This window comes from Kitasatospora nipponensis, from assembly GCF_039528135.1.
Taxonomy (GTDB): Bacteria; Actinomycetota; Actinomycetes; order Streptomycetales; family Streptomycetaceae; genus Kitasatospora; species Kitasatospora nipponensis.
The window spans coordinates 12912-25584 of the sequence record NZ_BAAALF010000059.1 but is presented as its reverse complement, the minus strand read 5'-3'; the positions used below and the strand labels follow the sequence as shown (position 1 = coordinate 25584).

The window sequence follows — 12673 nt, the reverse complement described above, 5'->3', positions numbered from 1 at the left end:
CCTTCACGGATTCTCCCCCTCACCCGTTGCTCGTGCAGCACACTAACGGCCATGACGAGCGCGCGAGAGGCCGTTCCCGAAACCGACCGAACGCAACGCCGTCTTCTGACAGTCGTCGTGACGGGCTATCAGGATGGTGACGAGGCCTTCACCGACGGGATGAAGGAGCAACTGCGTGCCCTGGAGGCCTGGTGGTGCGATCCTGCCCTGGGCCGTCGACGCTTCACCGCCGAGCACGCGACCGGTCTCTCCAGGCGCAGCGACATCGACGGCTTCCTGCACGCCAGTGACCTGCGCGAGGCCCCGGCGGGCGACGCCTTGGTCCTGTTCGTATCCGGTCACGGCGAGGCCACCGCGGCGGGGAGCCACTTCCTCCTCTTGCCCGGAACCGACCGTGACCGGCTGACCGCCACCGCCTACCGCACCGCCGACCTCATCGGCGCCGCGATCGACTCGCGTGCCGAGCACGTGCTGGTCATGGTCAACACCTGCTATGCCGGTGGCGTCGGCATCGGACTCGCCGAGCTGGCCCACGACCTGGATGTTCGCCGTTTCGGAAGCCCCACGCTTGCCGTCGTCGCCACCACCGGTGTTGCCACCACGGTCGGCGTCACCGACTTCGCCACCCTCCTCGGCCAAGTGCACCGGCAGTTGAGCACCACAGCCGGTCTGACGGCCGAGTACCTGAGTGTCAGCGACTTCATGGAGCAGCTCTACACCGCGGCCCAGCGCACCGGGCTCACGGCACCCCTGCAACTGCTCGGGACGGACGGCTCCCGCGCGGCGCACCTGTGCCTGCCGAACCCCGGCTACCGCCGCACGGACCGCCTGGTGGATGCGCAGCGCAGCCAGCTCGCCGTCACCCGTCAGGAGTTGGACTACTGGACCGGCCGGGCCAGCGGTCGCCCCCACCGCAGCGACCCGGGCTGGTACTTCCGGGGACGGCGCCCGCTCACCACCGCCCTGGCCGGATTCCTCCGGGAGGGGCCCCCGCCCGGGCACAGCCCGTCGCTGGTCGTCACCGGTACCGCCGGCAGCGGCAAGTCAGCCGTCATCGCCCGCGCCGTGACCTTCGCCGACCCCACCTTCCGTGCTGACCCCGCCTATGCTCGGGCCGTCGAGGCCTCCCCCGGGGACACCGTCCCCCCACCGGGCTCCGTCGACGTGGCGGTCCTGGCCCGTCGGCGCAGTGTCGAGCAGGTCACCGCCTTCCTCCTCGAAGGCATCGGGCACGACGCCCCTGCGCCCGAGCCGGGCAAGGACTGGCTCGCCTCCCTTCGCGGCGCCCTGCTGACCGCGCTGCGCGAACTGGGCCGCGCGGGCCGACAGCCCGTGTTCGTCATCGACGGCATCGACGAAGCCGAAGCCCCCGGCCTGCTGATCAGTGGGCTCATCGCGCCGCTCGCCCAGGTCGAGGAGGGCTCCCCGAGGCTGGTCATCGGCGTCCGCAGCCACCTCTCCACCACGGTGGGGAGCCCGCCGCCCACACATCCCGCACGGGACACGGCCCTCCTCGATCAGCTCCGCCGCGCCCTCAGCCTCCGATCCGGCGGCCTGCCACCCGTCGAACTCCGCACCGACGGCCCCGAGACGGTGGGCGACATCCGGTCCTATCTGGAGGCCCTGCTCACCGACCTCGTCGACACCGGCGTCGACCCCGCCGCGACGGCGGCGCGCATCACCCGGCACATCCCCCGGATATCGTTCCTGGACGCCCGGTTCGCCGCCGGCCAGCTCCGCGAGGACGACTCCCCCGCCGACCTGCTCGACGACCCGCACTGGTGGGAATCCATCGACCAGGGCCTGGTCGGCCTGCTCCGCCAGGACCTGCGCGGACTGGCGGGACACCACCTGACCCCGGGCACCGCCGTCGGCCTGCTGCAGGCCGCGGCCTTCGCCCAGGGCGCCGGGATCCCCTGGGGACCGGTCTGGCCCGCAGTTGCCGAAGCCGTCCTGGACCGCACGCTGCCGGACGCGGACGCCGCCATCGCCGAACTCCTCGCCGGCCGTCTGGCCGGCTACCTCACCCAGGACGGTGAGGACGGCCGCACCGTGTACCGCCTCGCCCACGAGCGCCTCGCCGAAGTACTCCGCGACGAGCCCCACCGGCTCGACCTCTGGGCGAGCGGACGGGCGGCGGCCAGGGACCGGTCGGCCCCGCACACGCCCGTGCACCGCCGGATCGCCGAACGGCTCGCGAAGCTCGCCGTGACCGGGCCGGACGTCCCCCCGCACCCCTACGTCCGACGCCACCTCGTCCAGCACGCAGACCTCGGTGGCGTGCTGGACGATGCCCACCTGCCCGCGGCGTTCCTGCCCTGGGACACCGACGGCCGGATCCTCGGACGCCTCGGTCTGCCGCTCATCCCCGCACCCGACCGACGCACGCTCGCCGCCTGGGCCGGCATCGAGCCCTTCCTGCACGGCGCCGACTGGCAGACCCGAGTGACCAGCCTTCAGTTCGCCCTGGCGACGACCGGGGCCCCAGCCCAGGGTGACGCGGTCGTCCTCCCGTGGTTCAGCCGCTTGCACCGGACGGGAAACGTGGCAGCCGCCACCGGCACGGGCCTGGCCTCGCTGACCGTGTTCCCGGGCCCGGACGGCCGTCGTCTGCTCGCACTCGGCGGCAGCGACGGGGTCGTGCGGGTCTGTGATCCGTTGACCGGCACCCAGGTCGGCGAGTACCCGACGGGCACCAACGGCGTCCATGCCTTGGCCGCCTTCACGGACCGGGACGGCCGCCCGTTGCTGGCGAGCGGCAGCAACGACGGGCTGCTCCAGGTATGGGATCCGCTGGCCGGCACGCCTGCCGGTGAACGGCTACGCGGCCACGGGGGCACGATCTGGTCCCTGGTCACGTTCACGGACCCGGACGGCCGCCCCCTGCTGGCGAGCGGCAGCGACGACGGGACGGTACAGGTATGGGATCCGCTGACCGGTGCACCGGTCGGCGAGCGGCTGACCGGCCATCCCGGCGTCACCGCGCTGACCTCGTTCACGGACCGGGACGGTCGCGTGCTGCTGGCAAGCAGCGGTAACGGTGGGGACGTGCTGGTGTGGGACCCGCTGACCGGCACACAGCCAGGCAAGCGGATCTACAGCCACCGCTACGGGACGTGGTGCTTGACGTCGTTCACGGACCGGGACGGCCGCCCGCTGCTGGCGAGCGGCGGCGACGAGACGGTGCGGCTCTGGGACGCGCTGACGGGCACGCCGGCCGGTGAGCGCCTGAGCGGACACCTGGGCGCGGTCGCGTCCCTGGTGACGTTCCCCGACCCGGAAGGCCGGGCTCTGCTGGCGAGCGGCGGCGACGACGGGATGATACGGGTCTGGGACCCGCAGACCGGCACCCGGCTCGGCGAGCACCGGACCGGACACCTGGGCGGGGTCTCCTCCCTGGTGACGTTCCCCGACCCGGAAGGCCGGGCTCTGCTGGCGAGCGGCGGCGACGACGGGACGGCACGGGTCTGGGACCCGCTGGCCGACAGAGCCGCCGGCGAGTACCCGGTCCACACCTCGGGGGAAGTACGCGCCCTGGCGTCGTTCACGGACCGACGCGGCCGTCCGCTGCTGGCGAGCGGCGAGGGCGACGGGACGGTACGGGTGTGGGACCTGCGGAGCGGCACCCAGCTCGGGCGGTACCTGACCCCCGGAAGCGTCTACGCGGTCACGGCACTGGTGCCACGCGTCGGTCGGTCGGGGCGGCCGCTGCTGGCCAGCGGCCACGTCAGAGGAGACCTGCTGCTGTGGAACCCGCTGACCGGCGCGCAGGTCACCAGATTCGAGGCAGGCTTCGGCAGTTCCGTGTGGGCGGCGACGTGGTTCACCGACCATCACGGTCGGCTGCGTCTGGCAAGCGGCCACGGTGACGGGGTGATACGCATCTGGGGTCCAGCCGGCAAGGAGCTCCGCACCAGGCTCGTCGCTCATGGGGAGGGGGCGTCGACGGGGGTGTCGGCAGTGGTCTCGTTCGCCGCACCGGACGGCCGGGCACTGCTGGCCGCTTGCCATGCCGACGGAGTGGTACGGGTGTGGAACCCGCAGACCGGCGCACAGGTTGCTGAGCATCCGGTCGGGCTCACGGGCGAGGTCACGTCCCTGCTGCCCCTCGTCGACCCGGCGGGCCGGACGCTGCTGGTAAGTGGCCACCGTGGGGGGGTCGTGCAAATGTGGGACCCGCTGGACGCCACCCCGATCGGTCGGCCGCTGACCGGTCATGACACCCGGGTGGGAGCCTTGATCTCGTTCCCGGGCCCCGAAGGCCGAGCGTTGCTCGCCAGCGGCGACCGAGCGGGGTCCGTGCGGATCTGGGACCCCTTCTCACCCCGATGCCTCCTGCACATGAGGACCACCCAGGCCGTCCACGCTCTCGCCGCCGTGCGCGGGGCCCCCGGCGACACCTACGGGCTTGCCGTCGGCGGAAACGCGGGCTTCGCGCTCGTCGGGATCGATCTGAGCGCGCTGTGAGTGGAGAGGCGGCGACCTGGGGTCACGACTGGCGCACCACGTCGCGCAGGAGCGCCACCCTGCGGTCGGTGTGCGGCATCCCGGGAGATCGTGAAGTAGGCGCGGTGTGCCTCTTCATCGATGCGGAGGCCGCCAAGGACAACCCCGACGGCTACGGCGTCGCGCTGCCGTGCCGCGTGCTGGGCGTCAACCGCTCCACCTACTACTCGGGGCTCGCGTCACGACCGGCCTGCGCCGAACGGCAGTCCACTGAGGACGAGTTGGCCGGTCGGCTCCGGGAAGGCCACGCCGCTTCCCGGGGCGCCTACAGCGCACCCCGGGTGCATGCGGCCCTGCGCAGGCAGGGCCGCGGCATCAACCGGAAGGGGGTCGAGCGGATCATGCGCGAGCGCGACATCCGCGGGATCACCCGCCGCAGGCGCCGCCACCTGACGAAGCAGGACACGAGGGCCGCCCCGGCCCCCGCCCTGGTCGGCCGCGACTTCGCCGCTGCCGGGCCCGGCCGGAAACTCGTCGGCGACATCACGTATCTTCCGACGATCGAGGGCTGGTGGTACCTGGCCACCGTCATCGACCTGGCGACCCGTGAGGTGATCGGCTACGCGATCGATGGCAGACCGCCACCTCGCCGAACTGGTTACCGATGCCCTGAAGATGGCTGCCGGCCGCGGTGACCTGCAGCCCGGCTGCATCATGCACACTGACCGCGGAAGTGAAACCAGGTTCAACCAGTGGACGCAACACCGGCTTGGAAGATGCACACCTCAAGCTCCGAATGAGATGACTTCCTGGACGCCCGTCACCGCGGGCAGACCGTCGGCTGGGGCCGACGCCGGGAATGGCCTGACAGCCCGAGGCGTCCATTCCATCCGGTACCCCTGTGGTCGGCGAGTCGCTCGGGGGAACCCTGTCGGGCCGCTGTCCCGTGGGGACAGCGGGCCGACGAGCGGGCGGTCACGGGCGGGCGCCGAGGCGCATCTCGAACGGGTGCCCGTGGAGGGAGGCTCAGGCCCTCAGTTGCACACGCCCTGCCACTTGACGATGCCCGTGCTCAGGTCGTAGATCTGCGGACACATGTAGTTGGTCGGACCGTCGTAGACCCACCCGGTTCCCGCGCTGGGAGAGGCCCAGATGATGTTGCCGTTGTTGAGGAGCCTGTACCCGCAACGGGCACCGGTGGTTGTCGGGAAGAACTCCATCTGGTCGTGGTAGCCGCCCTGGACGTACTGCACCTGAATCTCCTCGGTGGCGGCGCAGCTGCCCCAGGTTCCGTAGTAGGTGCCCTCGTTGGCGGCGAAAGCGGGCGTGGCGACGGTCGTGGACAGGGCGATCGCGGCACCGACGCCGAGGACGGCTACAGCGGATCGCAGGGACGTACGGCGAGTCAGCATGAACGGGGTCCCCCATCTGGACATGACGAGAGAGCCCTACGCCCCCCGTCGGCTAGGACCCAGCCTAGGAGTGGTAGGAGCGGTGAGGGGGAGGCCAATACCAGCCATTTGATAGTGAGTTGACGAACGATGGGCTATGCCGGGCTCCCTTCGTGAAGGGAGCGGAGCTTGAGCTCGTACAGCGCCAGCTCGTGCAGCGCCTTCATTGCGCTCAGCCTGGCGCAACGGAGCAGGACCGGCCCGTCGAGAGCCCCCGCGTCTGACCGCGCCAGTTGCTCTGACCGCACAGGCCGCCCACAACGGCAAGAAGATCCTGCGCTGGGCGAAGAACAACGACGTCCACCTGTGCTAGGCGTGCAACGCGCGGGTGACACTACGTCCGCTTTGGGAGTCGCTTCTTACACGACGTACGACAGCATCGGTTCCGCCCCTGGGCAGCAGATGGTGTCCTCATCAGCAATCTCCGTGATGCAGCCTCCACAAAGCCACACCGTTTCGGGCTCCACGGGCCCGGAAGCGGACACCTCGTTGTCACGCACTGTCAACTGCCAAGTGTCCCAGTCCTCCGCGCCCTGCGCGTCGATCACACCGTTGAGCAGGTGATCGAAGGTGAAGCTCTCGAACCCCGGCTCGCCTTGGGCGTGGGCGCCCGGCTTGAGGAAGTGATCGATCAGGTATGTCATCCACTGGGGTGAGTCGTAGAACTTCTCGGTCCGATTCCATTCGATCGCTGCCCCGTCATCCGTTGGCTCCCACTGGCACCACAGGCCGGGCTGGCCCTCCGAGGGCTCGCTGTACTCGCGGATGTCGGCGTCGCGGCCCTGTCCCGCGTAGCCGGTGCCGTCGACGAAGTAAGGGCCGTTGTCACGGTTCATTCGCCGGGTCCCGGCGAACTTCCGCAGGTAGGCGTTCTCCTGCTCGTTGAGCGGCGGCTCGACGGCGATCTGACCGGTGAATGTCGTGGTGTAGCCCATGCCGGGCATGGTAGCCACGCCATCCGACACCGCCCGATGCCGGTATGGACTACTCCGAACTCACCAGGTCCGCGACCAGGTCGGCAGGCGTCGACGGTGACCCGCAACATGAGATGTCTTGCTGCTCAGGCCGCCCCGGGACCGGCCGAGCCCGGCCGTCGCCGTCCGTACCCCGCGCCGACGGCGGGCTTCGGCACGAGCCCGGGAGGGGTCGCCCGCGCGGTCCGACGTCGTTGCAGCGCCCAGGCGGGGCAGTACGTCCGGGGCGTCAGGTCCTCGGTGCGAGCTTGACGAACCCACGGTCCAGCGCGTGGAAATCGGCGTCGGCGACGGTGCAGCCCCAGTGGTCGATCAGTAGGTCCGCGATCCGCTCGGGCAGGATGCGGTCCACCGTGAACTCCGGTCTGATCCTGGACAGTTCGTCGGTCAAGCGGTGGCAGGCAGCGGCCGTGCGGACCGCCTGCGCGAATTCGGGGGTGGTTTCCAGCTCGTCGAGGAACGCCGAGTCCCCACTGGTCCCGGGATCGATCTCGAAGCTGCGGGCAAGGAACAGACGCAGCTGGTGCTGCCGATCGCCGCAGGTAGCCTCGTCGGTGGTGAGCCACGACCGCAGGAAACCGAAGCCGTCCGGGGCCGGGCCCGCACCGCCCCACCGCCCCACCGACCCCTCGAGCCGTCGGCCGCACCCCCCGGCCGGCGGCTCGAGGCCTGCCCCGCGACGGGCCCCGGCGCCGTCCGCGCGAGGGCGCGGACACCTGCCCCATCGGGCAGTGTCGGCGGGCGTCGGGCGATCTTCGAAAGCACCCCATTGACAACACAGTTGGTCTAGTCCAATGTGGTGAAACAAGGTCATCCGCGGGAGCCGGGCGGTGCCCCGCGCCCCCGCCGGGCTCCGCCGCAGCGCCGTGACCTCACCGGTGGCCTCGTCCGTGGCGACCTGACGGGCCGGTCCCAGCCGCCGTCCAGGACAGCATGTCGCGCCCAACTGACGCCTGCCGCACCGCATCTGACGATCAGACGGAGAGTCCTCACACCATGCAACGAGTCTGCCTCGCCCTGCCCACCATGCGTGCCTGCCCCGGCACTATCGTGGACCTCGCCGCGGAGGCGGCCTACGCCGTCGCGACCTTCGGGGTGGAGGTTCACCTCCTCGTCCTCGACACCACCGACGCCGCCGAGTTCGCGAAGAACGCGGCCGCCGTGGCCTCCCTCGCGCCCACGCCCGGCGTGTTCGTCCACCACCTCGGCGAGGCGCGGCAGCGGGAGTTCCTGAGCCGGGTGGCCAAGGGCTCCGGCGCGGCCGACCCCGAGCTGCTGCTCGACCTGATGCTCCCGAAGGCCGTCGCGTACGGGTCCTGCGTCAACCGGCTCTTCCTGGGCGCGGCCGCCCTGGGCTGCACCTCGGCGCACCTGCGCAACGACGACTTCGACTACCAGGTCGTCGATGGTCGCCCGATGTTCCCGATCCACCACGAGTTGCTCTCGATCGGCCGGCCCGCCGGCGAGGCGGTGGCCGGCGTGTCCCGCTCCGAGCTCGACCCGGCCGACGCGGACAAGCCGGTGATGCTGGTCAGCGGCTCCTTCATCGGCGAACTCAACGTGGACATCGGCGAGATCCACGAGATGGACCCGGACGTCTACCGCGACCTGGTGCGTCTGTGGACGCCGCCGGTGTGGTCGCAGGAGGAGCGGGACGCGATGGTGGACGTCTCCTTCAAGGGCGCCGGCTCCGAGCCGTTCGGCACCGACGACTCCGTCCTGGGCGTGCCCGACATCTGGGACGTCTACATGTGCAACATCGCCCTGGACCACCGGGCTTACGAGGTGCTGCCGCTGCTGCCCTCGATCCAGACCATCGGCAGCGACTACGCCCTGCTGCACGCCCTGGTCCACGCCCGGCTGCCCGGCGTCGTCCACAAGCGCCACATCGTCAACTACTACACCCCCGAGCGCCGCATCGGCGCCGGCTTCATCTCGTACCAGATGCGGTTCGTCAAGTTCCTGCTCTCGATGCTGTACCTGTACCCGGTCTACGGCGGGATGATCGACCTCGGCCGCGGGATGCTGGACGAGCGGAACGAGCTGAAGGTCGAGCCGATCCTCGACCTGGTGCGGGGCACCTTCGACTGGGACCGGGCCGGCAACGAGCACTGCCTGGACGTGGTGGACCGCTCCTACCGCAAGCTGGGCGGCAAGTACGCCGAGCTCGCGGACGTGGTGGCCGGTCAGCGCCGGCAGCTCCTGGACGAGGCCCAGGAGGACGCCGAGCGCTGGGCGGTGCTGGTGGAGGCCTGGGCGGGGATGGTGGCCGCCGCCCGTGCGGAGGGCCTCGGTGCGGACGGGGCCACCGGGTGAGCGGGGAGTTCCTGATCCGGCAGCTGATCGACGACGACTGGGACGCCGTGGTCGCGCTGGAACACGACGCCTACGCGGCCGACGGCCTCTCCGAGGGCCGGGAGGCACTGCAGTCCCGCGCCCTCGCCTCGCCGGGGACCTGCTTCGTGCTGGAGCAGCACGGCGCGGTCCGCGGCTACCTGCTGAGCCTGCCGTACCCGCCGCTGCGCTGCCCGGACCTCGCCGAGGCGGAGTCCACCGCGTTCGAGTCGGGCAACCTGCACGTGCACGACCTGGTGATCGCCGAGGACCTGCGCGGCCGGGAGGTCGCGGAGGACTTCATGGGGTACGTCCGGGCGCGGGCCGTGGAGGCGGGCTTCCAGCAGATCTCGATGGTCGCGGTGCGCGGCGCGGACATCCTGCTGCGGCTGCTCGGCTACCGCGCGCACCGGGAGGTGGCCGTCCCCGCGTCCTACGGGCGGCGTGCGGTCTACATGTCGATGCCGGTGCGGTGATCGATGGCAGTGCCCTGACCTGCGGGGGTCCCTGGACGGCTCGCCACGCGCGGCCGTTCAGGGCAGGCGCGGGGCGACCCAGCCGCGCTGGCGGACGGTGAAGGGACGGTCCACGTCGGCGGCGACCGCCGCGTGGAACGGGCCCGGCACCCTGACGTCGGCCAGCCACAGCGGGCCGGGCCCCAGCGCGCCCGCGTGGGCCAGGCGCAGCGGCGAGGGACCGGCGAGCGCCAGGCCCAGGCCCTGGGCGAGCCGGCCGCCGTGGACCTTGACGCAGGCCTCGCGACGGCACCAGAGCCGGGTGAAGCGCTCCGCGCTCTCCGCCGGGGTCGGGGCGTGGAGGACGAGCGCGGCGTCGGGGGCCGGGAAGTGGCGGCGGGCGATCCGCGCGCCGACGCCGGGTGGGTGGATCTCCTCGACGTCCGCGCCGACCCGGCGCCCGTCGGCGACGGCCAGGACCGCGAGGGCGCCCGAGGCGGACCAGTTGACGTGGGTCCGCCCGGATCCGGGCGACAGGACGGGCGCGGGTTTGCCGTGCGGGCCGCGCTGCCACACGACGTCGGCGGCGCCGGTGCCGAGCCGGTCGGCGACCAGCAGGCGCACCGCGCCCCTGACCACGGTGAAGCGCGCGCCCTGGACCGGGTCGTGGGCCCGGTCGGCCCGGTCGCGTTCCTCGCGGTCGAGCAGGCCTCGCAGTCGGCGCACGACGGCCGGCGGCTGGTCGGTGGCGATGGTCCAGAGGTCGATCACATCGGCGGCAGCGTCGGCGGCGGCCGCCTCGGCCACGGGATCGGCGGTCACGGCAGCGTCAGGGTGCTGAGCCTGCCCAGGCGCCGGTCGTGGTCGGCGACCAGCAGCGGGCCACCGGCTTCGGGGCGCCGTGCGAGGCGGTCGGCCAGCAGGGTCCAGACTCCGGTGAACGGCTGTCCCGGTCGGGCGCTCTCGACGGCCTCGGGGCCGCCGTGCGCGTCGAGGTCGGCCGTCCGGTCGGCCATCCGGGCGGCGCCGGCCAGGTCCGCGGCCAGCAACAGGCGGGCCCCCCGGCCCCGTTGCCGATGGTCGGCGAGTGCTGACCGCAGGGCCTGCGAGCCGTCCGCCTGCGCCTGCTGCCGGACCCGCAGGCCCTCCCCCGCGCTCTCCTCGCAGACCAGGACGACGGCCCGGTGCTCCTGGGGCAGGCCGACGGGCTCGGCGGGCTGGTAGTGCAGGGCGCTCTGCTCGGCGAGCACGATCACCGCCCGCCGACAGCCACCGGTGCGGTGGTGGGCGGCGGCGATCCGAAAGGCGGTGAACGCCGCCGCGCTGCCCTGGTCGCAGACGGCGAAGGCCGTCGGCTGCCCGGGGCAGTGGCGGCTGAGGTGGAGGGCGGCGGGGGCGCCGGGCCGCACGTCCGGGGAGGAGAAGGCGAGGATCAACAGGTCCGCGGGCTCGCCCGCGGGCAGGGCCCTGCCCAGGAGGCCCTCGGCCATCTGCCCGTAGTCGTGTCCGACCCCCTCGCTCAGCAGGTCCTCGCGCAGGGGCAGGCCGTACGGGCGGACCAGGTCGCCGACGAAGGTCCGCAGGTCAGGGTGGAGCGAGGCTTCGGAGCGGCCCTCGAACCCGGCGCAGACCGCCCTGGTGACGCGCAGGCCCCGGGACTCGGCGGCGGGCACCGGGTCAGTCCCCGTCGACGAGGTGCCCGGCGACGTAGTCGGTGAGGCTGCCGATCGAGCGCAGGTCGTCCACGCCGAGGTGCTCGATGTCGATCTGGACGTCGAGCTCCTCCTCGATCTCGAGGACCAGCTCGATGGTGCCGGACGAGGTGAGGCCGAGGTCGTCGAAGAAGCAGGCGTTCTCGGGGATGTCGGCGAGCTCGATCTTGAGAATGCGGGGTAGCACGTCCTCGATGCCGCGCCTGATGCGGCCGCGCAGCTCGGTGTCGACCGGTGCGGTGGTGGAGAGGGCGGAGTCTGACATGGGTGGACCGTCCCGTGGTGGGTGATGGGGATGCGGTGGCGAGGCGCCGTGGCGGGCGCGGCGACGGTGCGCTGTCGGCGCGTCAGTGCCGCAGGACCATGGCCGAGAAGGTGGCGCCGACGCCGGCGGCGGCCATCAGGTAGTGATCGCCCGGCCGGAGCACTCCGCCGGTGATGGCGCTGCGGAGGTTGATGAAGGCGTCTGCAGCGAAACTGTGCCCCACCGAGGGCACGTTGTCCAGCACCACCCGGTCGAGCGGATAGCCCAACTGACGGCAGATCATGCGCCAGGATGCCTGGTTGACGTTGTGCGGAAGCAGCAACACGATTCCGGAGAGGTCCAGACCAGCTTGGTCGAGCGCGGCCTCCAGGGTCTCGATCATGGTGGACTGGTACTCCCGCTGGTAGCGCGCCAGCAGCTGCGGGTCCTCGGCCAGCCGGCCGTCGAACTCGGGCCGCTGGCGCACCGCGTAGGAGAGCACGCGGTCACGGGTGCCGCCGGGGCTGACCAGGCAGGCCGCCGAGGCCTCCGCGAAGATCGAGGTGTCCGGGACGAGCTGGGCGTCCAGGGTGAAGGTCTTCTCCCCCGCCACCACCAGGGCCAGCGCCGACGGATCGCCGTCGTCCGCCAGGAGTCGCCCGGCGAGGTCGACGGCCAGCAACGAGGCCGCGCAGGCCTGCTGGGTGACGGTGAACGCGTTGGCACCGGTGAGGCCGAAGCGTTCCTGGAGCCGGTGCAGCGGGTTGAGCGGATAGGGCACCGCGACCGGCATGCTGCGCGCGTGCAGCAGGTACCGGACCCGGTGTTCGTTGCCGCGCAGCTCGGGCAGGGCCCGGAGCGCGGCGTCCAGCAGGTCGAGCAGCGTCCCGTCCGGGTCCAGGCGTACCCGGTCCAGGCCGTGGAAGCGGCGGAAGAGTCGAAGTTGACGTGGGGTCAGGCCGATCCGCGCGCCCACGTCCTCGATCGATTCGAGTCGTGGGGGGAGGTGGACGGCCACTGCCTCCAGTGCGGTCACCCGGGCTAGTATTCCCACGCT

The 12673-nt window shown here is 72.0% G+C and carries 11 protein-coding genes; 4 read left to right on the top strand and 7 right to left on the bottom strand.

What is annotated here, in order from left to right; all coding sequences use genetic code 11:
* Positions 1-117: 117 nt before the first annotated feature.
* Together ABD323_RS18230 and ABD323_RS46045 are read left to right on the top strand one after the other, a co-directional pair.
* Entirely contained in the window at positions 118-4467 is a 4350-nt protein-coding gene (locus ABD323_RS18230; protein ID WP_344442736.1) for an AAA family ATPase, read from the top strand.
* A 68-nt stretch (positions 4468-4535) separates the two neighbouring features.
* On the top strand, positions 4536-5141 hold the full coding sequence (locus ABD323_RS46045) for an IS3 family transposase (protein ID WP_425556050.1): 606 nt from the start codon (positions 4536-4538) through the stop codon (positions 5139-5141).
* 339 nt (positions 5142-5480) lie between these two features.
* Here the strand turns inward: ABD323_RS46045 and ABD323_RS18215 are convergent, their stop codons facing one another.
* The 3 genes from ABD323_RS18215 to ABD323_RS18205 all read right to left on the bottom strand — a co-directional run bounded on the left by ABD323_RS18215 (position 5481) and on the right by ABD323_RS18205 (position 7493).
* Complete coding sequence (locus ABD323_RS18215; protein WP_344442734.1) at positions 5481-5858, bottom strand: hypothetical protein; 378 nt, start codon at positions 5856-5858, stop codon at positions 5481-5483.
* A gap of 398 nt (positions 5859-6256) precedes the next feature.
* Positions 6257-6832, bottom strand: a complete 576-nt coding sequence (locus ABD323_RS18210) for a hypothetical protein (RefSeq protein ID WP_344442733.1) — start codon at positions 6830-6832, stop codon at positions 6257-6259.
* 268 nt (positions 6833-7100) lie between these two features.
* On the bottom strand, positions 7101-7493 hold the full coding sequence (locus tag ABD323_RS18205) for a hypothetical protein (RefSeq protein ID WP_344442732.1): 393 nt from the start codon (positions 7491-7493) through the stop codon (positions 7101-7103).
* Positions 7494-7867: 374 nt separating this feature from the next.
* Here ABD323_RS18205 and ABD323_RS18200 point away from each other — a divergent pair, with 374 nt between their 5' ends.
* Together ABD323_RS18200 and ABD323_RS18195 are read left to right on the top strand one after the other, a co-directional pair.
* Positions 7868-9187, top strand: a complete 1320-nt coding sequence (locus tag ABD323_RS18200; RefSeq protein ID WP_344442731.1) for a DUF6271 family protein — start codon at positions 7868-7870, stop codon at positions 9185-9187.
* Complete coding sequence (locus ABD323_RS18195) at positions 9184-9681, top strand: GNAT family N-acetyltransferase (RefSeq protein ID WP_344442729.1); 498 nt, start codon at positions 9184-9186, stop codon at positions 9679-9681. Before ABD323_RS18200 ends, ABD323_RS18195 begins: the two co-directional genes overlap by 4 nt.
* A 57-nt stretch (positions 9682-9738) precedes the next feature.
* Here ABD323_RS18195 and ABD323_RS18190 read toward each other — a convergent pair whose 3' ends face one another.
* The 4 genes from ABD323_RS18190 to ABD323_RS18175 all read right to left on the bottom strand — a co-directional run bounded on the left by ABD323_RS18190 (position 9739) and on the right by ABD323_RS18175 (position 12652).
* Positions 9739-10482: a 4'-phosphopantetheinyl transferase family protein gene (locus tag ABD323_RS18190; RefSeq protein ID WP_344442728.1), complete on the bottom strand. Its 744-nt coding sequence runs from the start codon at positions 10480-10482 to the stop codon at positions 9739-9741.
* A complete protein-coding gene (locus tag ABD323_RS18185) occupies positions 10479-11333 on the bottom strand; it encodes a hypothetical protein (RefSeq protein ID WP_344442727.1) in 855 nt (284 codons plus the stop codon). The genes ABD323_RS18190 and ABD323_RS18185 overlap by 4 nt, the downstream gene beginning before the upstream one ends.
* Before the next feature lie 4 nt (positions 11334-11337).
* Positions 11338-11637 carry a phosphopantetheine-binding protein gene (locus ABD323_RS18180; protein WP_344442725.1) on the bottom strand — a complete coding sequence of 100 codons (300 nt, stop codon included), beginning with the start codon at positions 11635-11637 and terminating at the stop codon, positions 11338-11340.
* An 82-nt stretch (positions 11638-11719) separates the two neighbouring features.
* Positions 11720-12652 (bottom strand): 3-oxoacyl-[acyl-carrier-protein] synthase III C-terminal domain-containing protein, encoded by a 933-nt coding sequence (locus tag ABD323_RS18175; RefSeq protein WP_344442724.1) that lies wholly within the window; start codon positions 12650-12652, stop codon positions 11720-11722.
* Positions 12653-12673: the final 21 nt, after the last annotated feature.